This window comes from Pseudomonas oryzihabitans (assembly GCF_007665395.1).
GTDB classification, from domain to species: Bacteria; Pseudomonadota; Gammaproteobacteria; order Pseudomonadales; family Pseudomonadaceae; genus Chryseomonas; species Chryseomonas psychrotolerans_C.
The window spans coordinates 75,311-99,327 of the sequence record NZ_VDND01000013.1 but is presented as its reverse complement, the minus strand read 5'-3'; the positions used below and the strand labels follow the sequence as shown (position 1 = coordinate 99,327).

21 protein-coding genes and 1 pseudogene are annotated in these 24,017 nt (G+C 66.7%); 12 read left to right on the top strand and 10 right to left on the bottom strand.

Annotation, left to right across the window (positions count from 1 at the left end; translation table 11 throughout):
- The first annotated feature begins 95 nt into the window (after positions 1 to 95).
- From FSV73_RS21980 to FSV73_RS21970, 3 genes are all read left to right on the top strand, one after another.
- On the top strand, positions 96 to 1,376 hold the full coding sequence (locus FSV73_RS21980; RefSeq protein ID WP_145011463.1) for an MFS transporter: 1,281 nt from the start codon (positions 96 to 98) through the stop codon (positions 1,374 to 1,376).
- Positions 1,377 to 1,512: 136 nt separating this feature from the next.
- A complete protein-coding gene (locus FSV73_RS21975) occupies positions 1,513 to 2,571 on the top strand; it encodes a haloacid dehalogenase-like hydrolase (RefSeq protein ID WP_145011460.1) in 1,059 nt (352 codons plus the stop codon).
- Between the two features lie 58 nt (positions 2,572 to 2,629).
- Positions 2,630 to 3,154, top strand: coding sequence for a glycine cleavage system protein R (locus FSV73_RS21970; protein WP_027597442.1), 525 nt, complete (start codon positions 2,630 to 2,632; stop codon positions 3,152 to 3,154).
- A gap of 3 nt (positions 3,155 to 3,157) precedes the next feature.
- Here FSV73_RS21970 and FSV73_RS21965 read toward each other — a convergent pair whose 3' ends face one another.
- The 3 genes from FSV73_RS21965 to FSV73_RS21955 form a co-directional block, all read right to left on the bottom strand.
- Positions 3,158 to 3,643 carry a UPF0158 family protein gene (locus tag FSV73_RS21965; RefSeq protein ID WP_145011457.1) on the bottom strand — a complete coding sequence of 162 codons (486 nt, stop codon included), beginning with the start codon at positions 3,641 to 3,643 and terminating at the stop codon, positions 3,158 to 3,160.
- A gap of 82 nt (positions 3,644 to 3,725) precedes the next feature.
- A complete protein-coding gene (locus tag FSV73_RS21960) occupies positions 3,726 to 5,111 on the bottom strand; it encodes a sugar porter family MFS transporter (protein ID WP_145011454.1) in 1,386 nt (461 codons plus the stop codon).
- 199 nt (positions 5,112 to 5,310) lie between these two features.
- Positions 5,311 to 6,294 carry a LysR family transcriptional regulator gene (locus tag FSV73_RS21955; RefSeq protein WP_145011451.1) on the bottom strand — a complete coding sequence of 328 codons (984 nt, stop codon included), beginning with the start codon at positions 6,292 to 6,294 and terminating at the stop codon, positions 5,311 to 5,313.
- A 92-nt stretch (positions 6,295 to 6,386) separates the two neighbouring features.
- Here FSV73_RS21955 and FSV73_RS21950 point away from each other — a divergent pair, with 92 nt between their 5' ends.
- The 6 genes and pseudogenes from FSV73_RS21950 to FSV73_RS26245 all read left to right on the top strand — a co-directional run bounded on the left by FSV73_RS21950 (position 6,387) and on the right by FSV73_RS26245 (position 10,901).
- Positions 6,387 to 7,025: an alanyl-tRNA editing protein gene (locus tag FSV73_RS21950; protein ID WP_145011449.1), complete on the top strand. Its 639-nt coding sequence runs from the start codon at positions 6,387 to 6,389 to the stop codon at positions 7,023 to 7,025.
- A gap of 34 nt (positions 7,026 to 7,059) precedes the next feature.
- Entirely contained in the window at positions 7,060 to 7,830 is a 771-nt protein-coding gene (locus tag FSV73_RS21945; RefSeq protein ID WP_145011446.1) for a 2OG-Fe(II) oxygenase, read from the top strand.
- 1 nt (position 7,831) lies between these two features.
- The gene (locus FSV73_RS21940) at positions 7,832 to 8,473 is read left to right on the top strand and encodes a LysE family translocator (RefSeq protein ID WP_145011443.1); all 642 of its coding nucleotides are present in this window, start codon (positions 7,832 to 7,834) and stop codon (positions 8,471 to 8,473) included.
- 34 nt (positions 8,474 to 8,507) lie between these two features.
- A complete protein-coding gene (locus FSV73_RS21935) occupies positions 8,508 to 8,837 on the top strand; it encodes an Arc family DNA-binding protein (protein WP_145011440.1) in 330 nt (109 codons plus the stop codon).
- A 102-nt stretch (positions 8,838 to 8,939) separates the two neighbouring features.
- Positions 8,940 to 10,202, top strand: a pseudogene (locus FSV73_RS26250) (HAMP domain-containing methyl-accepting chemotaxis protein); the annotation flags it as partial.
- The gene (locus FSV73_RS26245; protein ID WP_437179305.1) at positions 10,188 to 10,901 is read left to right on the top strand and encodes a methyl-accepting chemotaxis protein; all 714 of its coding nucleotides are present in this window, start codon (positions 10,188 to 10,190) and stop codon (positions 10,899 to 10,901) included. The pseudogene FSV73_RS26250 and the gene FSV73_RS26245, both read left to right, overlap by 15 nt.
- A 44-nt stretch (positions 10,902 to 10,945) precedes the next feature.
- Here FSV73_RS26245 and FSV73_RS21925 read toward each other — a convergent pair whose 3' ends face one another.
- On the bottom strand, positions 10,946 to 11,530 hold the full coding sequence (locus FSV73_RS21925) for a flavin reductase family protein (protein ID WP_145011433.1): 585 nt from the start codon (positions 11,528 to 11,530) through the stop codon (positions 10,946 to 10,948).
- Between the two features lie 331 nt (positions 11,531 to 11,861).
- Here FSV73_RS21925 and FSV73_RS21920 point away from each other — a divergent pair, with 331 nt between their 5' ends.
- Entirely contained in the window at positions 11,862 to 12,554 is a 693-nt protein-coding gene (locus tag FSV73_RS21920) for a hypothetical protein (protein WP_145011430.1), read from the top strand.
- A 61-nt stretch (positions 12,555 to 12,615) separates the two neighbouring features.
- Complete coding sequence (gene rep, locus FSV73_RS21915; RefSeq protein ID WP_145011427.1) at positions 12,616 to 14,628, top strand: DNA helicase Rep; 2,013 nt, start codon at positions 12,616 to 12,618, stop codon at positions 14,626 to 14,628.
- 715 nt (positions 14,629 to 15,343) lie between these two features.
- Here the strand turns inward: rep and FSV73_RS21910 are convergent.
- Entirely contained in the window at positions 15,344 to 17,890 is a 2,547-nt protein-coding gene (locus tag FSV73_RS21910) for a cellulase family glycosylhydrolase (RefSeq protein WP_313955127.1), read from the bottom strand.
- Positions 17,891 to 18,223: 333 nt separating this feature from the next.
- A complete protein-coding gene (locus tag FSV73_RS21905) occupies positions 18,224 to 19,201 on the bottom strand; it encodes an arabinogalactan endo-1,4-beta-galactosidase (protein WP_260856141.1) in 978 nt (325 codons plus the stop codon).
- A 148-nt stretch (positions 19,202 to 19,349) separates the two neighbouring features.
- On the opposite strand from FSV73_RS21905, the gene FSV73_RS21900 reads away from it, so the two are divergent.
- Positions 19,350 to 19,901, top strand: a complete 552-nt coding sequence (locus FSV73_RS21900; protein ID WP_145011421.1) for a DinB family protein — start codon at positions 19,350 to 19,352, stop codon at positions 19,899 to 19,901.
- 593 nt (positions 19,902 to 20,494) lie between these two features.
- On the opposite strand, the gene FSV73_RS21895 is transcribed toward FSV73_RS21900, so the two are convergent.
- The 4 genes from FSV73_RS21895 to dadA form a co-directional block, all read right to left on the bottom strand.
- Positions 20,495 to 21,049, bottom strand: coding sequence for a cupin domain-containing protein (locus tag FSV73_RS21895; protein WP_145011418.1), 555 nt, complete (start codon positions 21,047 to 21,049; stop codon positions 20,495 to 20,497).
- A 180-nt stretch (positions 21,050 to 21,229) separates the two neighbouring features.
- On the bottom strand, positions 21,230 to 22,300 hold the full coding sequence (gene alr, locus FSV73_RS21890; RefSeq protein WP_145011415.1) for an alanine racemase: 1,071 nt from the start codon (positions 22,298 to 22,300) through the stop codon (positions 21,230 to 21,232).
- Between the two features lie 86 nt (positions 22,301 to 22,386).
- Entirely contained in the window at positions 22,387 to 22,743 is a 357-nt protein-coding gene (locus FSV73_RS21885) for a RidA family protein (RefSeq protein WP_027597427.1), read from the bottom strand.
- On the bottom strand, positions 22,718 to 24,016 hold the full coding sequence (gene dadA / locus FSV73_RS21880; protein WP_145011412.1) for a D-amino acid dehydrogenase: 1,299 nt from the start codon (positions 24,014 to 24,016) through the stop codon (positions 22,718 to 22,720). The genes FSV73_RS21885 and dadA overlap by 26 nt, the downstream gene beginning before the upstream one ends.
- Position 24,017: the final 1 nt, after the last annotated feature.

Sequence of the window (24,017 nt, the reverse complement as noted above, 5' to 3'; positions counted from 1 at the left end):
AACACATAAGGTTACAAACAGTGCGACCCACCCTCAGAGGTCCGGGCGCCTCGCGCGAGCTGTCTCCATAACAAACCCAATCCGAGCTAGCAGTCATGGCCACCACGTCGAAAGCCAAATCCGTGTTCCGCGTCGTCAGCGGAAACTTCCTCGAAATGTACGACTTCATGGTGTATGGCTTCTACGCCACGGCCATTGCCAAGACGTTCTTCCCCGGCGACAACGAACTCGCCTCCCTGATGCTGTCGCTGGCCACCTTCGGTGCCGGCTTCCTGATGCGTCCGCTGGGCGCGATCTTCCTCGGCGCCTACATCGACAGGCACGGTCGTCGTCACGGCCTGATCGTTACCCTGGCGCTGATGGCCCTGGGTACCCTGCTGATCGCCGTGGTCCCGGGCTATGCCACCCTGGGCGCCGCCGCGCCGCTGCTGGTCCTGGTCGGCCGGCTGCTGCAGGGCTTCTCCGCTGGCGTCGAGCTGGGCGGCGTGTCCGTCTACCTGTCGGAAATCGCCACCCCCGGGCGCAAGGGCTTCTTCGTCTCCTGGCAGTCCGCCAGCCAGCAGGTGGCGGTGGTCTTCGCCGGCGTGCTGGGTGCCCTGCTCAACCACTGGCTGTCGCCCGCCGAAATGGGTGAATGGGGCTGGCGCATCCCCTTCCTGATCGGCTGCCTGATCGTGCCCTTCCTGTTCATCATCCGTCGTTCCCTGGAAGAGAGCCCGGAGTTCGAGGCGCGCAAGCATCGCCCGTCCTTCGGCGAGACCATGACCTCCATCGGCCAGAACTTCGGCGTGGTGCTGGCGGGCGTGGCCATGGTCTCCATGACCACCGCCTCCTTCTACCTGATCACCGCCTATACCCCGACCTTCGGCAAGCACGAGCTGCACCTGACCGACCTGGACAGCCTGATCGTCACCGCCTGCGTGGGTATCTCCAACTTCATCTGGCTGCCGGTGATGGGCGCCCTGAGTGACCGCGTCGGCCGGCGTCCGCTGCTGATCTTCGCCACCGTGCTGGCCATCCTCACCGCCTACCCGGCGATGATCTGGCTGACCAACGCCCCGGGCTTCTCCCGGCTGCTGATGGTCGAGCTGTGGCTGTCCTTCCTCTATGGCACCTACAACGGTGGCATGGTGGTGGCCCTGACCGAGGTGATGCCGGCCCATGTGCGCACCACCGGTTTCTCCCTGGCCTACAGCCTGGCCACCGCGACCTTCGGCGGCTTCACCCCGATGGTCTGCACCTGGCTGATCCAGGAAACCGGCAACAAGGCCGCCCCCGGCATGTGGCTGACCCTGGCCGCCGTGCTCGGCCTGGTCGCGACCCTGACCCTGTTCAAGGGCAACGCCGAGCCGCGCTTCAAGACCGTCTCCGCCTGAACCCGGTGTCGCGGAGCGGCAGGTCCTGCCGCTCTCGCGCCTACCCAGGTCGCTCCTCGCATCGAACTGTCATGACCTTTTGTTATGGTCTAGACCAGTTGACCGCATACCGCGGTCGCCGTGCCGGAGCCCGCCGATGCCCCTCCTTCCCCGCCTTCTCGCCGGCCTGGCCGGTGGCCTGCTCAGCCTCACCGCGACCGCCACCGAGCTGACCCACTGGCCGGCCGATGCCGCCCGCCAGCTCGACGCCCTGATCGCCGCCAATGCCAACCAGGGCAACTACGCGGTGTTCGACATGGACAACACCAGCTATCGCTACGACCTGGAAGAGGCCCTGCTGCCCTTCCTGGAGATGAAGGGCGTGCTGACCCGCGAGACCCTCGATCCCTCGCTCAAGCTGATTCCCTTCAAGGATGTCGGCGAGCACAAGGAAAGCCTCAACAGCTACTACTACCGCCTCTGCGAGGTCGACGACCTGGTCTGCTATCCCTGGGTCGCCCAGGTGTTTTCCGGCTTCACCCTGCAGCAGCTCAAGGGCTACGTCGACGAGCTGATGGCCTACGGCAAGCCGATCCCCGCCACCTACTACGGCAAGGACGACAAGGTGGAGACGGTGGAAATCAATCCGCCCAAGCCCTTCACCGGCCAGCAGGAGCTCTATCACAAGCTGATGGAGAACGGCATCGAGGTCTATGTGATCAGCGCCGCCCACGAGGAGCTGGTACGCATGGTGGCGTCCGACCCGCGCTACGGCTATGGCGTGAAGCCGGAGAACGTCATCGGCGTCACCACCCTGCTCAAGGATCCCGCCAGCGGCGCCCTGACCACCGCCCGCAAGCAGATCGCCGAGGGCAAGTACGATCCCCAGGCCAACCTGAAGCTGCAGGTCACGCCCTATCTCTGGACCCCGGCCACCTGGTTCGCCGGCAAGTACGCCGCCATCCTCACCTACATAGATCCCTGGAAGAAACCCATCCTGGTCGGCGGCGACACCCCGGTCAGCGACGGCCCCATGCTGTTCCAGGGCGTGGACGCCGCCAAGAACGGCATCCACCTGTGGATCGACCGCAAGGCCAAGTACCGCACCCAGATCGAGGCGATGATGAAGAGCAACGCCGAGGGTCAGGCCAAGGCCGGGGTGGCGGTGAACGCGGACAAGCACTGGGTGATCGTCAAACCCGAGGACATCCAGTAGGCCAGCGCCCTGGGGCGGGCTAGACTGCAGGCACCCCTTGTCTGCCTTGGAGCCCGCCATGGAACACCTGGTCCTGACCGTCATCGCCCCCGATCGCCCCGGTCTGGTGGAAGCCCTGGCCGACTGCGTGGCCGCCCAGGGCGGCAACTGGCTGGAGAGCCGCATGGCCCATCTGGCCGGCCAGTTCGCCGGCATCCTCTCGGTGGAAGTCGAGCCGGAATTGCGCAACGGCCTGGTGGAGACCCTGCAGCAACTGGCCATTCCCGGCCTGCGTATCCTGGTCGGCGAACCCGGCCAGCCGGCGCCGGTGGGCGCGCCGCTGGTGCAGCTCGACCTGCTGGGCAACGACCGCGTCGGCATCGTCCGCGACATCACCCGCGCCCTGCACCAGGTCGGCGTCAACGTCGAACGCCTGTCGACCGAGACCCGCCCGGCGCCCATGAGCAGCGAGGTGTTGTTCCACGCCACCGCCCTGCTGGCGCTCCCGGCCGATCTCGAACTCGAGGCCCTGCAGGCCCACCTGGAAACCCTCACCGATGACCTGATGGTTGAGCTCAAGCTCTATCGGCATGGGCATGATTAGGCCCTAGCCCCGCCCCTTCTCCAGCCGCCGGCGGATCCCTTCGGGCACATCGTCCGGCAGCGGCAGCCGCCCGTCCACCGGCAGGGCCTCCAGACCGGCTTCGTCCAGCAGCACCAGCAATTCTTCCTTGAGCCGGTTCAGGGCGAAGGCCCGCCAGGCCTCGCGTACCGAGGGGAAGAGCTCCAGTTCGTAGTCGAAGGTGCGGATCGGCCGCCGGCTCTCCAGAGCGGCGCGCAAGAGCGGCTGGGCGTGGGGATGGCGCAGCTGGTGCAGGAAGGCTTCGCGCAGCTCCAGGCGATCGTCCTGGGTCAGGCGTGGCAGCGGCAGGTAGCGCTCGGGATCTTCCAGTTCCTCGCGCTCCTCCAGACTGAGATCGTCCGGATCGAGCAGGCGCAGGGCGCCGCTGTCGAGGTCGAGGAAGTGGGTACCTCGCTCCCGACTGTCGAGGGCGGCAGCCAGCAGATCGAGGTCGAGGGTGAGGGGGCGCATGGCAGGACTCCGGCACAGGCGAACAGGGGTGAAGACAACCACGTCCTCACCCCTGTTGCGACCCTGGCAGTGGAGCCAGCGTTCAGCCCTTCCGCTGATAGGGGAAGAAGCGCCGCTCGCGCAGGTCGTGCTCGATCTGTTCCAGGCTCTTGCCCTTGGTCTCCGGCACCAGGCGCCAGATGAACAGCAGCGCCACCAGGGAAATCCCGGCATAGAGCCAGAAGGTATGGGCGGCGCCCAGCTTGGTCACCAGACTCAGGGTGGTGAGGGTCACCAGCAGGTCGAAGCCCCAGTGGCTGAAGGCGCCGACGCTGGCGCCCTTGCCGCGCACGAACAGCGGATAGACCTCGGCGTTGATCAGCCAGATGCAGACGCCGAAGCCGCCGCAGTTGAGCATCAGGTAGGCGGCCAGGCAGGCCACCACCGTCCAGCGCTCGACGTCGGTCTGGGGACCGGCGCCCTGGAACAGGTAGCCCATGATGGCCAGGGCGATGATGGAGCCGGGAATCAGGGTCAGCAGGTAGCGACGACGACCGATGCGGTCCACCAGGAAGCTGCCGACCACGGTCATGATCACCACCAGGATGGTGCTGCAGCCGGTGGCCAGCACCGCGGTCTGGTCGGAGAAGCCGGCCTGGGTGAGGATGGTCGGTGCGTAGTAGATCAGGGCGTTGTTGCCGGTGATCTGCGAGAACATGGCGATACCAGCGCCCACCAGCAGCGCCGGACGCACCCAGGGCGAGAACAGGTCGCTCCAGTTGCCTTCCGGGGCATTGCTCACGGTCTTGATCTCGGCCAGCTCGGCCTGGGCCGCCGCCGCGCCGCCGCGCACCCGCTCCAGCACCGCCAGGGCGTCTTTTTCGCGGCCCTTGACCAGTAGCCAGCGCGGACTCTCGGGGAGCACCGCCATGCCGGCCAGCAGGATCAGCGCCGGCACCAGGCCGAGGCCGAACATCCAGCGCCAGTGCTCGTCGAGGGCGAAGCCGGTGAAATAGGCCACGGTGATGCCGAACACCACCATGAACTGGAACAGCACCACCAGCTTGCCGCGATGCTCCGGCGGCGCCACCTCGGCGATGTACACCGGGATGATCTGGGTGGAGCTGCCGGCCGACAGGCCGAGCAGGAAGCGCGACAGGATCAGCAGGGTGACGTTGGGCGACAACGCCGAGAGCACCGAGCCCAGGGCGAACACCAGGGCCACGCCGATGATGGTCTTGCGCCGGCCGAGGCGATCGGAGATCGGCCCGGTGCCGAGGCAGCCGAACAGGGCGCCGAAGATGATGGCACCGGTCACCAGCTGCTTGACGGTGTCGTCCATGGCGAATTCGCGGCCGAGGCCGAGCAGGGCGACGCCGATGATGCCGGTGTCGTAGCCGAACAGCAGGCCGCCCAGGGCGGCGATCACGGCGATGAGCACGACCAGCCCCTTGCGCGGGGTGGCGAGCGAGGGTGATGAAGCGAGCATGGGGAAATCCTTTCTTGTTTTGCCAGGGCAAGGATCGCGACGGCGACCCGGTCCACCGGCACGGGCGGGCCGTGGCCAGGATGACCCAGGAAAAACGCCGGTGTCCTCGGGAGAGAAACGTTAGGTGAATCGTTTCACCTAACGATACCCGTGGTGACGTTAGTTGCGAGCTGCATCACGAACCGGATGTCCTGGCCACTCAGCTGCCGATGGTCAGCTCCTGGAAGCGCCGTTCCGGCAAGGCGGCCGCGCCCTGCCCCTGGCGCAGCGCCTGGTCGCTCAGGCGCTCGACGAGAAAGTCGATGAACACCTTCAGCTTCGGCGGCAGATGGCGGGTCGCCGGATAGAGCAGCCAGGCGCCTCCGTAGTAGTGCGGCAGGAAGGTCCACTCCGGCAGGACCTGGATGACCTCGCCGCGGGCCAGCGCCGCCTGGGCGGTGAAGAACGGCAGGCTGCCGATGCCGATATGGTTGAGCACCGCGTCCAGCCGCACGCCCGTGTGATTGGCGGCGTAGCGGCCGCGCACCGTGACATGGACCACCTTGCTGCCCTGGCGGAATTTCCAGCGCGAATCGGACGGCTCCTCGGCCAGGTAGATGCAGCTGTGCTGCGCCAGATCGCGGGGGTGCGTGGGCTGGCCGTGCTCGGCCAGGTACTGGGGCGTGGCACACAGCAGGTGCTCGATGGTGAGCAGCTGGCGGCCGACCAGGCCGGGCGGCGGTCGATCGGTGATGCGGATCGCCAGGTCGACGTTCTCGTCGATCAGGTCGACGTAGCGGTCTTCCAGCAGCAGCTGCACGTCCACCGCCGGGTAACGGCGCAGGAAGTCGGCCATGTGCGGATGGATCACCGTGCTGCCCACCGCCTTGGGCACCGACAGCCGCACGATACCGGCGGGCGCCTGGTTGAACTGGCCACTGACCTCCAGCACCGCCCGCGCGGCGCCGACCATGTCGCTGCAGCGGCGATAGACCTCCTCGCCCGCTTCCGACAGGCGCAGCTTGCGGGTGCTGCGATTGAGCAGGCGAGTGCCCAGAGCCTTCTCCAGGCGCGCCACGCTGCGGCTGGTGGACGAGGGGGTCAGGCCCAGCTGACGGGCCGCCGCAGAGAAGCTGCCGCTCTCCACGACCCGCACGAAGATGGCCATCTCGCTGAGCAGCGGCAGGGGAAGACTTATGCTCACAGCGCAAAATTCCTTTGGAGGGTGGGTGGATTATCACCCTGTCGTACGATCTTTAGAATGAGGTCGTTTTTCGTTTTCTAGGTAGTAGACGTATGACCGAGCGCCTGTATTTCCTGAGCGACAGCCTGATCGCCGAGGTCGAGGTCCACGCCTGCAGCGCTGCGGAGGACGGCTACGTCATCGAATTGCGCGCCACGCCCTTCCATCCCCAGGGCGGTGGCCAACCCAGCGATACCGGCTGGATCGGCACGGCCGAGGTCACCCGGGTGATCCAGGATGGCGAGCGCATCCTGCATTTCGCCAACCGTCCCCTCGCCCCCGGTCGCGTGCTGGCGCGGGTCGACGAGGGCCGCCGCCAGTTGCACTCGCGGCTGCATTCCGCCGGGCACCTGCTTGGCCATATCGGCGAGACCTATGGCTGGAAGCCGGTGAAGGCCCATCACTGGCCAGGCGAAGGCAAGATCGAATTCGTACCGGGCCTGGAGCCGCGCCCCCTGGATACCCAGGACCTGCAGGCGCACTTCGATGCCCTGGTGGAAGAAGACCTGCCGCTGCGGATCGAGCTGCACCCCGATGGCCAACGCCAGGTGAGCTTCGGCGAAGGCGTCGCGCGCTATGCCTGCGGCGGCACCCACGTGCGCTCCTCCCGCGGCGTCGGCGCGCTGAGCGTCCTGGGCCTCAAGGAAAAGAAGGGGCGCCTGCTGGTGAGCTACGACATGGCTGGCGCCTGATCAACCGCCCACCTCACCGCAGAAAGGAAGCGCCATGCTGCTCGAACTCGACGCTCTCGACACCGAGAGCCTGCTCCGTCTCACCGCTGAACGCCTGCTGGCCATTCGCGTCCGGCGCTTCGTGCCCCGTCCCCTGGCCGACGACCTCGGCCAGCAGATCCTCGGCAACGGCTTCGCCACCTACACCAACGCGCCCAGCATCGGTCGCATCGGCATGGCCTTCTACGAGGCGGAAAACCAGCGCGCGCAGATGGACGACTACTTCGCCAGCGTCGCCAACAACCTGGAGGAGTTGCGCCGGCGCTGTCGTCCCTACCTCAACCCCATCGACTTGGTGCGTTGCACCCTCGACGAGGTCTGGCCCGCCGGTGCCCGGCTGCAGACCCTCTGGGGCCGCAAGATGTACGTCGGCCTGTCGCGGGTGGTGAAGCCGGGCGTGCGCTTTCTCGCCCACCACGACATCTTCGCCAAGGACGCGCCGGGCAGCGAAGAGGCCGAGAGCCTGACGACGCAACTGGCCTGCAACGTCTACCTGACCATGCCCAGCGTCGGCGGCGAGTTGCAGCTATGGTCGGAGGAGCTGTCCCCGGACGCCTTCGACGCCCTGCGCGGCGACAGCTACGGCATCGAGCCGGACCGGCTCGGGCCGCCCTGCCTGACCATCCGCCCCGAACCGGGCGACCTGATCCTGTTCAATTCCCGCCGCATGCACGCCGTGACCCCCGGCAACGACCAGCCACGCCTGTCGCTGTCGTGTTTCGTCGGTTATCGCGGGGTCGCCGAACCCCTGACGTACTGGAGCTGACATGTCCCCCTACCTGAGCGAATTCCTCGCCTTGGCGACCATCCATTTCCTCGCCGTGCTGGCACCCGGTCCGGACTTCGCCGTGACCGTGCGCCAGAGCGTGAGATTCGGCCGGCTGATCGGGCTGTGCACCGCCCTGGGCATCGGCGCCGGCATCTCGGTGCACGTGCTCTATACCCTGCTCGGCATCGGCGCCCTGATGCATACCACGCCCTGGCTGCTGGACGCCGCCAAGGTACTGGGCGGCGCCTACATCCTCTGGCTGGGTTTCAACCTGATCCGCAGCAAGCCCACCGCCGCCCCGCTGGACGACAGCCAGTGGCAGGCCGCCGACCTGGAACGCCAGGCGCCGGGCAAGGCCTTCCTCACCGGTTTCCTGACCAACGCCACCAATCCCAAGGCCACCCTGTTCTTCCTGGCCATCTTCACCACCGTGGTCAGCGCCGAGACGCCGCTGGCCGTGCAGGGCCTCTATGGCCTGTGGATGTGCGCGGTCAACGCCGGCTGGTTCGCCCTGGTCAGCCTGCTGTTCTCCAGCCCCCGCGTGCGCCAGACCTTCCTGCGCCTGGGCCACTGGTTCGAGCGAACCATGGGCCTGGTGCTGGTTTTCTTCGCCGGTCGACTGCTGTTGTCGGCGCTTTGACGTCAGCTAACCCTGTTATTCCTGGAGGTTCGCCATGCCTTACGTCCACCGCGCTCCCGCTGGTATTCCCACGGAAAAGTTCGTCGTCCGCCTGCCCGATGGCATGCGTGAACGCATCGCCGCCGTGGCCCGTACCCATCGCCACAGCATGAACACCGAGATCGTCGCCTGGCTGGAACGCAGCCTGGTACAGGACGGTGTCCTGGAGCAGGGGCACGTCGATCAGGACGACGACCTGCTCAACGCCAGCGAGCAGCTCTTGCTGCAGCGCTTTCGCCAGCTCAACGAGCGGCAGCAGAAGGCGCTGATCTCGGTACTCGAGCTGGAGCTGCCCGTGCCGCTGGCCAACCGGGAAACCGCCTGATCTGCAGCGGTTCTCTCCTAGCAAGGAGCCGATCGTCGGGTCGGGGCTGCCCCTCAGGGGCGGCTCTGACGTGCGGCTTTCAAGTATCGAGCGGGACGGCCGATGAAGGGAGACTCAGAATTTCCCCCCGGTACTCCCATGTCTGTTTCCAAAGCGTCCTGGCTGAGCAATCTCGGCATTTCCAAGAAGCTCGCCCTGGGCTTCGGCGCCCTGCTGGTCATGGTGACGGTGGTGGCCCTGTTCGGCTACCTCACCGCCAATACCCTGATCGAGCGTATCAACAAGACGCGCTATAGCGGTCAGCTCAAGGCGGACGTCCTCAACGTCAGGATCGACGAGAAGGCCTACCTGCTCGATCCCAGCGCCGCCACGGTCGCCAAGCAGCAAGCCACCCTGGCCACCGTGACGGACGACATCGGCAAGGGCTTCACCCTGCTGACCAACCCGGCCAACGTCGCCATCCTGACCAACGTCCAGCAGGAGATGAAGACCTACCAGGAGCGCTTCGCCGCCCTGCAGAAGGCCAACCAGACCAGCGCCGAGGCGCAGAAGGAGCTGACCCGGGTTTCCGACAACGTCACCGAGACCTTCGACAAGCTGTTCGACCTGGTCTTCACGCCGGGCGGTGGCTACAGCACCGCCGACCTCAAGGCGGTGGCCCAGATGAAGGTACAGATGGTCGGGATCCGCCTGGCCATCCGCCGTTACCTAGGCACTCCCGACGAGAGCAAGACCCAGGCGGCGCTCAAGGTCATCGATGACCTGCTCGCCACCCTGGCCGCCACCCAGAAGCAGATCGACGGCGATACCGCCGCGCGGCTCTACAGCGCGACCCAGGACGTGACCCGCTATCGCGCCTTCTTCGAGTCCATCACCGCCCAGGGTCGCCAGGCCCAGGCCGCCGTCGGCAGCCTGCAGGAACAGGGCAACAAGCTGGTGCAGCTGCTCGACCAGCTGAGCGAGGGCCAGATCAAGGCGGCTGCCGCCGAGCGTCAGACCGCGCTGCTGAAGCTCCTGCTGAGCAGTGTGATCGCCCTGCTGATCGGCATCGCCGCCGCCTGGCTGATCACCCGCCAGATCACCCAGCCGCTGGCCACCGCCATGGGCATGCTCAAGCGTGTCGCCGCCGGCGACCTGACCCTGCGCAGCGAGGTGCACCGGCGCGACGAGCTGGGCGAGTTGCAGCGCACCACCCAGGCCATGGCCGACGACCTGCGCCAGCTGGTCGGTGGCATCGCCAGCGGCGTCGGCCAGCTCAGCAGCGCGGCCGACGAACTCTCGGCCTTCGGCGTCCAGACCAGTCGCGGCGTCACCCAGCAGCGTGACGAGATGCACCAGGTGGCCACCGCCATGAACGAGATGGCGGCCACGGTGCATAACGTGGCGCAGAACACTGCCAACGCCTCGAGCGCCGCCCAGACCGCCGACGGCATGGCCCGCGAGGGTAGCCGCACGGTCAAGCGTGCGGCCCAGGAGATCACCCTGGCCGCGGAAGAGGTCCAGAGCCTCGGCGTCGCCATGGAGCGCCTGGATGCCGCCAGCGGCCGCATCGGCAGCGTCATCGACGTGATCAAGGGGATCGCCGAGCAGACCAACCTGCTGGCGCTCAATGCCGCCATCGAAGCCGCCCGCGCCGGTGAGCAGGGCCGCGGCTTCGCCGTGGTGGCCGACGAGGTGCGTTCCCTGGCGCAGCGGACCCAGGAGTCCACCCAGGAGATCGGCCAGCTCATCGCCACCCTGCAACAGGGCACCACCGAAGCCAGCGAGCGGATGCAGGCCAGCCGCGACCGGACCCTGGGCACCGTGACCCTGGCGCAGGACGCCGAACGCGCCCTGGACGCCATCTACCAGACGGTGGCGGACATCCAGAGCCTCAACCAGCAGATCGCCACCGCCGTGGAAGAGCAGAGCCTGGTGGCCGAGGAGATCAACGGCAACGTGGTCAAGGTCAGTGGGCTCGCCGAGGAATCGGCCAACGCCAATGCCCATGCCGCGGCCTCGGTCAACGAACTGGCACGCCTGGGCGGCGACCTCCAGCAGATGGTCGCGCGCTTCCGCGTCTGAGCCGGACCCCCGCGGCTACGCCAGGGACTCTGGCGTAGCCGGAGTCAGGCGCGAGGCTCCAGCAGGTGCCCCTGGATACCGTCGCCGATCACCAGGAAATGGCCGCCGGCCACATGGTGCAGGGTGCGCAGGCGGTCCTGGCCGGCGAAGTCCCAGTGGCCGTCACGGAACACGCGGGTGTCGGCCCGGGCGGCGACCACCTCGCCGAGGAAGAGATCGTAGCCCTGCTGGTTGTGCGCCTCCGGCAGCAACCGGCATTCCAGCCAGGCCACGCAGCCGGCGATCAGCGGCGCGCTGACCCGTTCACTGGCCAGGGTCTCGATGCCATAGGCGGCGAACTTGTCCACGTCGCGCCCGGTGGTGTTGCCCACCGTCTGCACCAGATCCACCTGGGCGGCGCAGGGCACGTTGAGCACGAAGCTGCCCTCGGCTTCCAGCAATTCGCGGGTCCAGGTCTGCTTGTCTAGCACCACCGCCACCTTGCACGGCTCGAAATCCACTGCCATGGCCCAGGCGGCCGCCATGACATTGCGTTGGCCACCCTGGGCGGCGCTGACCAGCACCGTGGGGCCGTGGTTGAGCAGGCGATAGGCCTTGGCCAGGGGGACGGGGGCGAGGGTGGCGGACATGTTGGACTCCTAGGCTCTGTACGAAAAATGCCTGCGCTCGGTGATGCTTCGTTGAAAAAGGCTTCGGAATGCTCATTTACCACTCGTAAACTCGTTCGCGAGCCCGGTCCGCTTCCTCAGCCTTTTTCGCCTCGCCTGACCTTCGCTCGGCGACTTTTCGTACAAAGCCTAGCAAAAGGGGCAGCAGACTAGCCTAATGACTGCCATTCGACGCCAACTGGACAAAAAGTTGCCGCTTTTTACCCAGGGCGGCAAACGCACCGGGCCATCCAGGGTCTATCGCCCACGCCCTGCCCGGGACCGACAAGAAAATCGTGTTAAGGAAGACCTCATGCGCTCTCGCCAAGCCTTCTTCGCCCTGCTGCTGTCCGCCTGCTGTCTCGGTCTACCGCCGGCCCAGGCCCAGCCTGCCCCGGCGGCGGCGGCCCATCCCGGCGCCCAGCCGCTGCTCTCCAGCTCCATCAACGACTTCAGCAACGAAGACTGGGATCGCGGGGTCATGCGCCGGGTCGCCGGCCTGACCATTCCGGCGACGCCGGCCAATGTCGAGGGCTTCATCAGCGGCCGCCAGGTGCAGCTGGGCGACGGCCAGTGGCGCGCCATCACCGAGGTGCAGCGGGTCGGCGACAACCTGGCGGTGTTCGTCGAGGGCCAGCCGCTGGACGCCGAGGCCGTCGGCTATCCGCGGCGCCTGGCGGTGGACGACGCGCCGGGAACCGGGCGTCACCTGGAGCGCCTGCCGGGGCGCTTCAACACCCCGATCAACGACTTCACCAACCAGGACTGGCTCAAGGGCATCTACCGCAAGGCCGCCGGCATCTCCATCCCGGTCACCGAGCGCAACCGCGAGGAATTCAAGCCCGGCGCCATCGTCCGCCTGGCCGATGGCCAGGACTACGCGGTCACCCACGTCAGCGAATTCGGCCGCAGCATGGGCGTGTTTCTCGACAGCCCCGTGCTGCCCGGCGAGAAGTACGGCTATCCGCGCCAGCTGACCTTCGTCGCTCCCGCACCCAAGCCCTGAGACCGAGGCGGGGCGCGCTGGTAGAATCCCCTGCCCAGCGTCGTCACCCCCTCGGTCCGCCATGTCCAAGCTCAATCCCCGCCAGGCCGAAGCCGTGGCCTACATCAGCGGCCCCCTGCTGGTGCTGGCCGGTGCCGGCTCCGGCAAGACCAGCGTCATCACCCGCAAGATCGCCTACCTGGTGCAGCAGTGCGGCATCCGCGCCCAGTACATCTGCGCCGTGACCTTCACCAACAAGGCGGCGCGGGAGATGAAGGCGCGGGTCGCCAGCCTGCTCAAGGCCGGCGAAGGCCGCGGCCTGACCGTCTCCACCTTCCACAACCTCGGGCTGAACATCATCCGCCGCGAGTACGTGCACCTGGGCTACAAGCCGGGCTTCTCCATCTTCGACGAGGGCGACATCAAGGCGCTGCTCACCGACATCATGCAGAAGGAGTACCAGGGCGACGACGGCCTGGACGAGATCAAGAACTACATCGGCAACTGGAAGAACGACCTCATCCTGCCGGAAGAGGCCCTGGAAAAGGCGCGCACGCCCAAGGAACAGACCGCCGCGGTGGTCTACCTGCACTACCAGCGCACCCTCAAGGCCTACAATGCGGTCGACTTCGACGATCTCATCCTGATGCCGGTGAAGCTGTTCCAGGATCACCCCGAGGTGCTGGAGCGCTGGCGCAATCGCATCCGCTACATGCTGGTGGACGAATACCAGGACACCAACACCAGCCAGTACCTCCTGGTGAAGATGCTGGTGCAGGAGCGCGCCCAGTTCACCGTGGTGGGCGACGACGACCAGTCGATCTACGCCTGGCGCGGCGCGCGGCCGGAAAACCTGATGCAGCTCAAGGACGACTTCCCCTCCTTGAAGGTGGTGATGCTGGAGCAGAACTACCGCTCCACCAGCCGCATCCTCAAGTGCGCCAACGTGCTCATCGCCAACAACCCCCATGTATTCGAGAAGCAGCTGTGGAGCGAGATGGGCCACGGCGATCCGATCCGGGTATTGCGCTGCAAGAATGAGGATGGCGAGGCCGAGCGCATCGCCCTGGAGATTCTCACCCTGCACCTCAAGACCCAGCGGCCCTACGCGGACTTCGCCATCCTCTATCGCGGCAACCACCAGGCCAAGCTGATGGAGCTCAAGCTCCAGCACTACCAGATCCCCTACCGGCTCTCCGGCGGCACCAGCTTCTTCGCCCGCCAGGAGGTCAAGGACGTGATGTCCTACCTGCGCTTGCTGGTCAATCCGGACGACGACAACGCCTTCCTGCGGGTGATCAACGTGCCGCGCCGAGAGATCGGCTCCACCACCCTGGAAAAGCTCGGCAACTACGCCGGCAGCCGGGATCTGTCGATGTACGCCGCCGCCGACGAGATCGGCCTGGGCGAACACCTGGACGCCCGCTTCACCGAGCGCCTCGGGCGCTTCAAGCGCTGGATGGACGGAGTGCGCCAGAATTGCGCGGGCGAAGATCCCATCGGCGCTCTGCGCAGCATGGTGATGGACATCGACTACGAGAACTGGATTCGGCAGAACGCCAGCTCGGACAAGGTCGCCGACTTCCGCATGGGCAACGTCTGGTTCCTCATGGATGCGCTGAAGAACATCCTGGAGAAGGACGAGGACGGCGAGATGACCATCGAGGACGCCATCGCCAAGCTGGTGCTGCGCGACATGCTCGAACGCCAGCAGGAGGAAGAGGAAGGCGCCGACGGGGTACAGATGATGACCCTGCACGCCTCCAAGGGCCTGGAATTCCCCTATGTGTTCATCATGGGCATGGAGGAGGAAATCCTGCCGCACCGCTCCAGCATCGAGGCCGACACCATCGAGGAAGAGCGCCGCCTGGCCTATGTGGGCATCACCCGCGCCCGCCAGACGCTGGCCTTCACCTACGCCACCCGGCGCAAGCAGTATGGCGAACTGATCGACTGTACCCCCAGCCGCTTCCTCGACGAACTGCCGCCCGAGGACCTGCAGTGGGAAGGCCTGGAGGAAGCTCCCCAAGAACAGAAGGCCGCCCGCGGCAACGACGCCCTGGCGGCGATGCGGGCGCTGTTGAAGCGGGGGTAACGACCTCCGCCGGCGCTTACCCTCACCCCAACCCTCTCCTGAGGGAGAGGGGGCTAGCGCGTGCCGCCGCGAGCCGCCGCGAGCCGCCGCGAGCCGAGGCATCTCGCCTTAAACTTCGTCGTAAAGCCACTGGCTACGCGACCAACCCACCACACCGCTCAGTCCCCTCTCCCTCCGGGAGAGGGCTAGGGTGAGGGCCCGCTTCACGCCGGACTAGCCTCTGCTTGGCACTCCCCCCTCACCCCCAGACCCTCTCCCCAAGGGAGAGGGGAGCATCAGCAGCGCCTGCCACATCGCAGCGCCAGGTGACTGCCAATGCCCACTCCCATGCCGATCCGCCTCCGCTTCCCTAGGAAATAGGAGCGAAAAGCGGCGTCTGCTACCTCCAGCTTCAAGGACCTGCCAACACCCGCCCCACGCCAATCCACCCCCCTCTCGCCTGGAAGTACGGCGCCTGCTACTTCCCGCCTCAAGGCCCTGCCAACGCCCACCCCCATGCCGATCCCCCCCTCCCCTAGGAAGTACGGCTCCTACTACCTCCCGCTTCAGGGACCTGCCAACACCCACCCCCACGCCGATCCACCCCCTCTCCCTCCGGGAGAGGGCTGGGGTGAGGGCAAACCCCGCTCCAGACCAGCCAGACACAAGCCCCAAAACGGCACCGCCCCCGCTGCCTGTCAGGCAACGGGGGCGGTGCAAGGGCCGCGCTCAGGGTTTACTTGGCGAAGCTGGTCACCATGTCGAAGATCGGCTTGGGACGCTTGAGGTCATACATCATCCCGAAGTGCCGCTCGTGGACCACCGGGTTGTTCGGCTCGTCGAGCAATTCGTAGACGTTGATCTCGGCCACCACGTCCTTGTAGCTGGTGTTGAGCACCGTGAGCATCTGCTTGACGCTGTCGTAGCAGGCCTGGTCGCCGGCGCGACCGCCGTCGGTGTTGCCCTGGTAGACATTGCCGCAGTTCATCTCGTTGAAGAACACCTTGGTCTTGTACTTGGTGGCCATGGCGCGCATCTGCCCCAGGTACATGTCCATCCAGTAACCCTTGTCGTCGAAGTAGGGGTAGTAGTGGAAGCTCACGTAGTCGAAGTTGAAGCCCGACGCCTTGGCCTGGTCGAGGAACCACATGGCGCCGTTGCGATCACCCGGGCAGCGTGAGGTGGCGGTCTTGTCGTCCGAGTTGCAGGCCATCACGTTGATGGTGGTCTTGAGGTTGGCGCCCAACTCGTCCGAGGCCTGCTTGATGCCGCGGTAGATGCCGACCAGGACGTTGATACGGTCCTGCGCACCGGCCTTGGCATAGTCCTGCTCGTTGCCGATCTCCCAGATCTTGATGTCGTTGGCGTAGCGCTTGGCCAGGGTATAGGCCTGTGCCTGGCTCAGCTTGTGGGTGATCACCGGTCGCAGGGTGATGTTGTACTTGCGTGCCAGGGTCACCAGCCGATCCAGCCGGTCGAAGTTGGTCACCAGGTACTCGCCGGAACGATAGGTGCGCAGGTTGCGCGCCACCAGCAACTGCAGACGGGCTTCCATCTCCGCATCCGGATAGGCGTCGCTGTTGTCGTGGCCGACCACGCCCAGGGGGATGTTGGCATAGCCGGTCAGGGGCGCCGAGGAGACGGTACCGGACTGCACCGGCTGGACCACGTTCTGCACCGGTTGCACGCTGGCCGCCGGGGTCGTGCTGGTGCTGCTGCCCTGGGCCAGGGCCGTGCTCACCTTCTTGTCGAAGGCGGTCTTGTCGTCACCGGCGCTGCTGCGCATGATCTCCAGCGGCAGGTTGGCGCGCGAGGTCACGCCATTAGCCAGGCGGCTGCTCCAGTAGGCGCTGCCACTGCTGTCGGCGCTCCGCCCGAAGAGGGTCTGGTAGACCTGGTTGACCAGGGCCGCGCCACTCAGGGAGCCATAGAGGGCGGTCGATTCGCTGTTGGCGGCGAAGGTGGCCGCCAGCTGCTCGACGCTCATGTCGCTGGCCAGGCGCGAGGCCCAGTAGTTCAGCCCGCTGGCATCGGCTGCCCGGCCGTAGTAGGCCAGGTAGAGCTGTTCGACGGTGGTCAGCTTGGTCGAGGTCGCGGCGTTGGCGGTGGTCCCGGTGGTGCCAGTGGTCGCCCCCGAGCTGGCGCCGGTCCCTGTGGTCCCCCCGGTAGTACCGGTGCCGGTCGCACGCGTGGCGCCGGTGGTGGTACCCGTGGTGGTGCCGGTAGTACCCGTGCCGCCGGTAGTGCCCGCGGTCGCGCCGCCGGTGGCGGTCTCGGTCTTGGCCGGGGTGGTGGCGGTCGGGGTCACCTGCGGGCCGATGCCACTGCAGCTGTCCTTGTCGAGGTACTTGGCGAGCACCGCCCACTGCGGACGGTCCTTGCCATTGATGGGCTCGACCGCCTGGTTGTAGGTACCCCAGCCCGGGCCGGCGGCCCAGTAGGTGGCCGGAATGCAGTTCTGCTTCAGGTAGGCCAGCATGGCGTCGAGGATCGGCAACCAGCGCGCATCTGTGTCCGGTACGCCGAAGCCGCCGATGAAGCCACGCTTGTTGTTGGTCTTGAGCCAGGAGACGAAGGGCTTGAGGCGGTCGACGCCATAGCTCGATGCCAGGCTCGCCACGTTCAGGTTGGTATCGAAGAAGGCCTGGGCCATGAAGACCAGGTTATTGGCCGGGTCGGTCAGCTTGAGCAGGGCATCGTTCCACTGCGGCCAGCGGGTGGTATCGGCCCAGCCGTTGCCCTCGATGAAGATCGGATGGGTCGAATCGGCCACGCGCACGCCGTTGATGCCGTACTGGGCGGCGGTCGGCCAGTTGCTCACGGCGTCGTGGGGCTCGTTCATGATGTCGTAGCCGTACAGCGCGGCATGGGTGCCCCAGCGCTGCGCGACGCGGGTCATGAGATTCTGGAAGGCCTCGTAGGGCACCTCGCCCGCACCGATGACCTTGCCCTGGTAGCGGGCGTAGTTGTGCAGATCGAGGATGACCTTGACGCCGTACTTCTGGGCATAGCCCAGGGTGCGATCGATCAGGCCGGCATAGGTGGGATCGAGATTGACCCCCATGGAGGGTTGCAGGCGCTCCCAGAGGATGGGGAAGCGCACCAGCTTCACGCCCTTGGCGCTCCACTGCTGGAAATGGCTTTCGGCCGGGAAGATGAAGTTGCGGTCGTTGACACCGGGCAGTACCTGGGCGGCGAAGGTGGCGCCGGAGAAGTTGAGACCGACCAGGTCAACGGCCTGGGCGGAGGTGGCGAGCGAAGCGGTGGCGAACAGGGCAGGCAAGAGCAGCGCCTGACGCGGCAGGCGGCGAGAGATAGAGCTAAGGATTGTCATGCAAAGGAACCAGATAGGCCGAGGTGCGCGATTCGATCCGTGCATCCCACCTCGGTACAGCAGGAAAACTGCCGGAAAAGATCGTTTCTCCGACACCTGCAAAGCCTAGTGCAAGCGGTAGACCAATAAGAACCCGTGCCATCATCGAGTGGGGGTGAACGCAGCGTTTTGCCAGATGTACGGTGCCGATGATGGCACTTTAGCTACCGTCTATCGGTGACCATAGGGTCACGCACGAGACCGATCGGCGCCCAACGTCAGACTTGCCCGCTTTCTGGCGCCTCAGGGCGCTCCGGCATAGCGCCGGATCAGCGCCATGACTGGTTTCGGGCGATCCAGGTCGTACATCAGGCCGAAGTGCCGCTCATGGGCAATCGGATGGGTCGGTTCGTCGAGCAATTCGTAGACGTTGATCTCACGGACGATGTCGCGATAGCGCCCATTGAGTTCGGACAGGATCGCCTCGAGGCCGTCGTGGCAACCGCGGTCACCGGGCCGGCCGCCATCGGTGACGCCGGTGTAGATCTCGCCGCAGTTGACCTCGTTGAAGAAGATCCGCGTCCGGTACTTTTCCGCCATGGCGCGCATCTGCCCCAGGTAGAGATCCATCCAGCGGCCACGGTCGTGGTAGTGCGGGTAGTAGTGGAAGCTGATGTGGTCGAAGTCGAAGCCGGCGGCCTTGGCCTGATCGAGAAACCACATGGAGCCCAGGCGATCGCCTGGGCAACGGGCCTTGGCGCCCCGGTCATCGGGATTGCAGGACATCACGTTGATGGTGGTCTCGAGTCCGGCGCCCAGTTCGTCGGACGCCCGGCGGATGCCGCGATAGATATCTACCAGCCGACTGATACGAATGCCGGCGCCGACCCGCGAATAGTCCTGCTCGTTGCCGATCTCCCAGATCTTGATGTCCTTCGCATAGCGCTTGGCCAGGGCGTAGGCCTGGGCCTGGGTCAGCTGCTGGGTGATCACCGGTCGCAGGGTAATGCGGTACTGGCGGGCCAGGGTCACCAGGCGATCCAGCCGGGGCAGGTCGAGCAGCAGGAATTCGCCGGAGCGGTAGGTGCGCAGGTTGTAGCGGTCGAGCAGTTGCAGCCGCCGCTCCATCTGCGCATCGGGATAGGCGGCGTTGTTGTCGTGGCCGACCACGCCCAGGGGGATGTAGGGCAGGTCGGGCAGGGAGACGGATTCGGCGGCCCGGACCGGGGCAGCCAGGCACAGGGCGGCGACCAGGCCCAACCAGGGCGACATTCTCGGCATCGGGCGCATCCTTGCAGGTAAAGAGCAGAGCGGCGGAGCATGGCAAAGTGCCGGCAGCGGCTCAATGCCAAGGGTGCCCAGGCTGCGACCTCCGCCACACCACCGCAGGTTACAGTAGGTGTCCGCGTGCCCTGCAGAGGACTTGCTCATGACCACCACCCTGCTGCTGGCCCAGGCCTGCAACAATCGCTGGTCGAACCATCGCCTGCTGGCAGCCTGCGCCCTGCTGCCGGTCCATGCCCTGCGGGCGCCCCAACCCGCGGCCTTCTTCGGCTCGCTCTGGGCCCTGCTCGGCCATCTGCTCGACGTGGATCGCTTCTATCTCGACGCCCTGCATGACCAGCCCCGGCCTTACCAGGACACGGACTGGCCCGACCTGGCGACGCTGGGTGCGGCCCAGATCGCCAGCGACCAGCGCCTGATCGCCCTGTGCCGCCGCCTCGCTCCCCAGCAACTGACCCAGCTCATCACCCTGCCCCGCGTCAGCGGCCCGGTACGGGAACAGCGACTGCGCACCCTGCAGCACCTCTTCGTGCACCAGCTGCACCACCGCGGCCAGGCCCACGCCCTGCTGCTGGCCAGCGGCGTGGCACCGCCGCAGCTGGACGAATTCTTTCTCGAACAGGACGAACCGTTACGCCGGGCGGAGCTGGCAGCCTTGGGGATCGATGAAGGGGCATTGTGGGGAATCGCCCCTTAGGTCGGGTTGCGCGCAGCGAAGCCCAACAGCCCTTGCCTCAGCGGGGCGGCAATGTTGGGCTTCGACGATGGAGCTGTCTCAGCCCAACCTACGGTCTCGAGCGCCCACTCGAACCGCCCCCTCTCCCCCGGGAGAGGGTTGGAGTGAGGGCTGCACCCGGCACCGGCCTCCAGGCGGAAAAGGCTGCGCCGTTTTCCACCCTGCCACTGAGCAGACGAAATCTACGCCTACTCGGACAGCACCCTCTCCCCCCGGGAGAGGGTTGGAGTGAGGGCTGCACCCGGCACCGGCCTCCCGGTGGAAAAGGCTGCGCCGTTTTCCACCCTACCACTGAGTAGACGAAATCCAGCCCGCTCGGAAAGCCCCCTCTCCCCGGGGAGAGGGTTGGGGTGAGGGCCGCCCCAGGCACCGGCCTCCAGGCGGAAAAGGCTGCGCCGTTTTCCACCCTACGCGGACAGATGAACTCGTGCGCCCGCTCGGACAGCCCCCTCTCCCTCTGGGAGAGGGCTGGGGTGAGGGCCGCCCCAGACACCGACTTCAACGTGGAAAAGACTGCGCCGCTTTCCACCCTACGACCACCGTGCTGCGGGTGGTCAGAAATTCGCCGGGGTGGTCGCGCTGATCAGCCGGGCCGGGGCCTCGAAGGGATTGCGGAAGCGGTGCGGGCGGCTGCTCTCGAAGTAGTAGCTGTCACCCGGTTCGAGGATGTGCACCTCGCCGCCCACGGTCAGCTCCAGGCGGCCTTCCACCACCAGGCCGGCTTCCTCGCCCTCGTGGGCGTACATCTCGTCACCGGTGTCGGCGCCCGGCGGATAGGTCTCGTCGAGGAAGGCCAGGGCGCGACTGGGATGGGCACGGCCGACCAGGCGCATGCGCACGGTCTGGGCGCCGCTGGCGATGTCGATGAGCTCGTTGGCGCGATAGACCACCTGGGTAGGGGCATCCTGCTCCAGGTCCAGCGAGAAGAATTCCACCAGGGACATGGGAATGCCGGCCAGTACCTTCTTCAGCGAGCTGATGGAGGGGCTGACGCTGTTCTTCTCGATCATCGAGATGGTGCTGTTGGTCACCCCGGCACGCTTGGCGAGTTCGCGCTGGGACAGGCCCTTGAGGGTACGGATGGTTTGCAGGCGGGCACCGACGTCCAAGGTGGAAAAGACTCCTCGAGCAGGCGGGTGAGACGTGGCCAGGCCACGCGCTGAAGGCGTGCCGTGGCACGGTGTTCGGCATCATGGCAACGCTGTTCGAGATTTACAACACCGCGGCGGACGTGCGGAGTCCAGGCCCCGCCCGCCTACGCGCAGCCGCTGGCGCGCCCCCTGCGGGGCTCAGTCGCGATAAGCGCGCGCCACCCGCTTGAGGTTGCACAGCAACTGGTAGGGAATGGTGTCGCAGCGTTCGGCCAGGGCAGCGACGGAGACCTGCTTCCCCCAAAATTCGACCTCGCTGCCCACCCCGGCCTGGGGATGGTCGCTGAGGTCGACGGTGAGCATGTCCATGGAGACGCGGCCGATCAACTGGCCGGGGCGGCCCTCGATGGCCACCGGGGTGCCATTGGGCGCCTGGCGCGGATAGCCATCGGCATAGCCCAGGGCAACCACCCCGACCCGGGTCGGCCCGGCGGTGACGAAGCGGGCGCCATAGCCCACCGGCTCGCCGGCCGGCAATTCGCGTACGGCGATCACCCGCGAGGTCAGGGTCATCACCGGTTGCAAGCGTTCGGCAGCGGCCTGGGGCGCAGTGAAGGGCGAGACGCCATAGAGCATCAGCCCCGGGCGTACCCAATCGCCGGCCGCCTGGGGCCAGCCCAGGGTCGCCGGCGAATTGCGCAGGCTGGTGGGGCCCGGCAGGCCCTCGGTGGCGGCGCGGAAGGTGGCGATCTGCGCCGCGGTAGCCGGGCTGTCCGGTTCGTCGGCGCGGGCGAAGTGGGTCAGCTTGACGATACCGCTGACCTTGCCGCTAGCCAGCAGGCGCCGGTAGGCGGCGGCGTAGTCCTGGGGAAAGAAGCCGACCCGGTGCATGCCGGAATCCAGCTTCAACCAGACCTGCAGCGGCCGCGCCAGGGCGGCGCGTTCCAGGGCTTCGAGCTGCCAGTCGGCATGGATCACCGTCCACAGGTCGTGCTCGGCGATCAGCGGCAACTCGTCGGCGGTGAAGAAGCCTTCCAGCAGCAGGATGGGCGCACGGATCCCGGCGGCGCGCAGCTCCAGCGCCTCTTCAATGCAGGCCACGGCGAAGCCGTCGGCCTCCTTGGCCAGGGCGCTGGCCACCGCTAACGCGCCGTGGCCATAGGCATCGGCCTTGATCACCGCCAGGGCGCGGGCATCGGAAAGTTCACGGGCCAGGCGGTAGTTGTGGCGCAGGGCGGCGAGTTCGATGACGGCTTGGGCGGGACGCATGGGAGGTCTCGGTAGAGAGAGAAAGTTTGGGGGCGTTGAAACACCCTCACCCTAGCCCTCTCCCGGAGGGAGAGGGAACAAAGACACTACGCCTTGACGGCGGCGATGACGTTCATCTCCACCAGGATGTCCGGCTTGGCCAGCTTGGCTTCCACGGTGGTGCGACCCGGCGTGGCGCCCTGGGCGGCCCATTCATCCCAGGCGCGATTCATGCCCTCGAAATGCAGGGCGATGTCGCGCAGGAAGATGGTCACCACCAGGATGTGCTGCTTGTCGCTGCCGGCCTCGGCGAGGAATTTGTCGACGTTGGCCAGGGTTTCGCGGGTCTGCTGATAGATGTCGCCGGAAAAGTCGTCGGCCAGCTGGCCGGCGAGGTAGACGGTGCCATTGTGGATGTTGATCTCGCTCAGGCGGCGATCAGTGTGCAGACGCTGTACGGGCATTGCGCGGGGACTCCTGGTGGGCGGAATAACGGGAGATGTCGAGACCCTCGGCGCTGATCTGCGGACGCTTGCGGGCGATCAGGTCGGCCAGCAGGCGACCGGAGCCGCAGGCCATGGTCCAGCCCAGCGTCCCGTGCCCGGTATTGAGGAACAGGTTGCGATAGCGGGTGGCACCGACGATGGGGGTCCCGTCCGGGGTGGTGGGTCGCAGGCCGGTCCAGAAGCTGGCCCGGGCGAGGTCACCGCCGCGAGGATAGAGATCCCCGGTGATCATTTCCAGGGTCGCGCGGCGCCGCGGATCCAGCTTCAGGTCGAAGCCGCAGATCTCGGCCATGCCGCCGACGCGGATGCGATCGTCGAAGCGGGTGATGGCGACCTTGTAGGTCTCGTCGAGGATGGTCGAGGTCGGCGCCATGGCCGCATCGACGATGGGTACGGTCAGCGAATAGCCCTTGAGCGGATAGACCGGGGCGCTGATGCCCAGGGGTGCCAGCAGTTGGGGCGTGTAGCTGCCCAGGGCCAGCACATAGTGGTCGGCGGTGAGCAGTTCGCCGTCGACCTTGACGCCGTCGATCCGGTCGCCATTGGCGCTGAGTTGCTCGATCTGCGCGCCGAAGCGGAATTCCACGCCCAGGCGGCGGGCTTCCTCGGCCAGGCGATTGGTGAACAGGAAGCAGTCGCCGGTCTGGTCGTTGGGCAGGCGCAGGCCGCCGGCCAGCTTGTGCTTGACCGCCGCCAGCGCCGGTTCGGCCCGGGCCACGCCATCGCGGTCGAGCAGCTCGAAGGGCACGCCGGAGCGCTGCAGTACGGCGGTGTCCTTGACCGCGGCGTCCACCTGCTGCTGGGTACGGAAGATCTGGGTGGTGCCCAGCTGGCGGCCTTCGTAGGCGATGCCGGTGTCCTGGCGCAGTTCGTCGAGGCAATCGCGGCTGTATTCGGACAGCCGCACCATGCGCTCCTTGTTCACCGCATAGCGGGCCGCGGTGCAATTGCGCAGCATCTGCGCCATCCACAGGTACTGGTTGGCATCGCCGGTCAGGCGAATGGCCAGGGGCGCATGCTGCTGGAACAGCCACTTCAGCGCCTTGAGCGGCACGCCGGGCGCGGCCCAGGGCGAGGCATAGCCAGGCGACACCTGACCGGCGTTGGCATGGCTGGTCTCCAGCGCGGGACCGGCCTGGCGATCAACCACGACCACCTCGAACCCCTGGCGGGCCAGATAGTAGGCGCTGGTGGTGCCGATGACGCCGCTTCCCAAAACCAGTACACGCATC

What these genes read in the sequence shown, in the direction of transcription:
- FSV73_RS21980 (WP_145011463.1), top strand. Translation starts at nt 96, where the DNA reads ATGGCCACCACGTCGAAAGCCAAATCCGTGTTCCGCGTCGTCAGCGGA.
- FSV73_RS21975 (WP_145011460.1), top strand. Translation starts at nt 1,513, where the DNA reads ATGCCCCTCCTTCCCCGCCTTCTCGCCGGCCTGGCCGGTGGCCTGCTC.
- FSV73_RS21970 (WP_027597442.1), top strand. Translation starts at nt 2,630, where the DNA reads ATGGAACACCTGGTCCTGACCGTCATCGCCCCCGATCGCCCCGGTCTG.
- FSV73_RS21965 (WP_145011457.1), bottom strand. Translation starts at nt 3,643, where the DNA reads ATGCGCCCCCTCACCCTCGACCTCGATCTGCTGGCTGCCGCCCTCGAC.
- FSV73_RS21960 (WP_145011454.1), bottom strand. Translation starts at nt 5,111, where the DNA reads ATGCTCGCTTCATCACCCTCGCTCGCCACCCCGCGCAAGGGGCTGGTC.
- FSV73_RS21950 (WP_145011449.1), top strand. Translation starts at nt 6,387, where the DNA reads ATGACCGAGCGCCTGTATTTCCTGAGCGACAGCCTGATCGCCGAGGTC.
- FSV73_RS21945 (WP_145011446.1), top strand. Translation starts at nt 7,060, where the DNA reads ATGCTGCTCGAACTCGACGCTCTCGACACCGAGAGCCTGCTCCGTCTC.
- FSV73_RS21940 (WP_145011443.1), top strand. Translation starts at nt 7,832, where the DNA reads ATGTCCCCCTACCTGAGCGAATTCCTCGCCTTGGCGACCATCCATTTC.
- FSV73_RS21935 (WP_145011440.1), top strand. Translation starts at nt 8,508, where the DNA reads ATGCCTTACGTCCACCGCGCTCCCGCTGGTATTCCCACGGAAAAGTTC.
- FSV73_RS26245 (WP_437179305.1), top strand. Translation starts at nt 10,188, where the DNA reads ATGAACGAGATGGCGGCCACGGTGCATAACGTGGCGCAGAACACTGCC.
- FSV73_RS21925 (WP_145011433.1), bottom strand. Translation starts at nt 11,530, where the DNA reads ATGTCCGCCACCCTCGCCCCCGTCCCCCTGGCCAAGGCCTATCGCCTG.
- FSV73_RS21920 (WP_145011430.1), top strand. Translation starts at nt 11,862, where the DNA reads ATGCGCTCTCGCCAAGCCTTCTTCGCCCTGCTGCTGTCCGCCTGCTGT.
- rep (WP_145011427.1), top strand. Translation starts at nt 12,616, where the DNA reads ATGTCCAAGCTCAATCCCCGCCAGGCCGAAGCCGTGGCCTACATCAGC.
- FSV73_RS21905 (WP_260856141.1), bottom strand. Translation starts at nt 19,201, where the DNA reads ATGCCGAGAATGTCGCCCTGGTTGGGCCTGGTCGCCGCCCTGTGCCTG.
- FSV73_RS21900 (WP_145011421.1), top strand. Translation starts at nt 19,350, where the DNA reads ATGACCACCACCCTGCTGCTGGCCCAGGCCTGCAACAATCGCTGGTCG.
- alr (WP_145011415.1), bottom strand. Translation starts at nt 22,300, where the DNA reads ATGCGTCCCGCCCAAGCCGTCATCGAACTCGCCGCCCTGCGCCACAAC.
- FSV73_RS21885 (WP_027597427.1), bottom strand. Translation starts at nt 22,743, where the DNA reads ATGCCCGTACAGCGTCTGCACACTGATCGCCGCCTGAGCGAGATCAAC.
- dadA (WP_145011412.1), bottom strand. Translation starts at nt 24,016, where the DNA reads ATGCGTGTACTGGTTTTGGGAAGCGGCGTCATCGGCACCACCAGCGCC.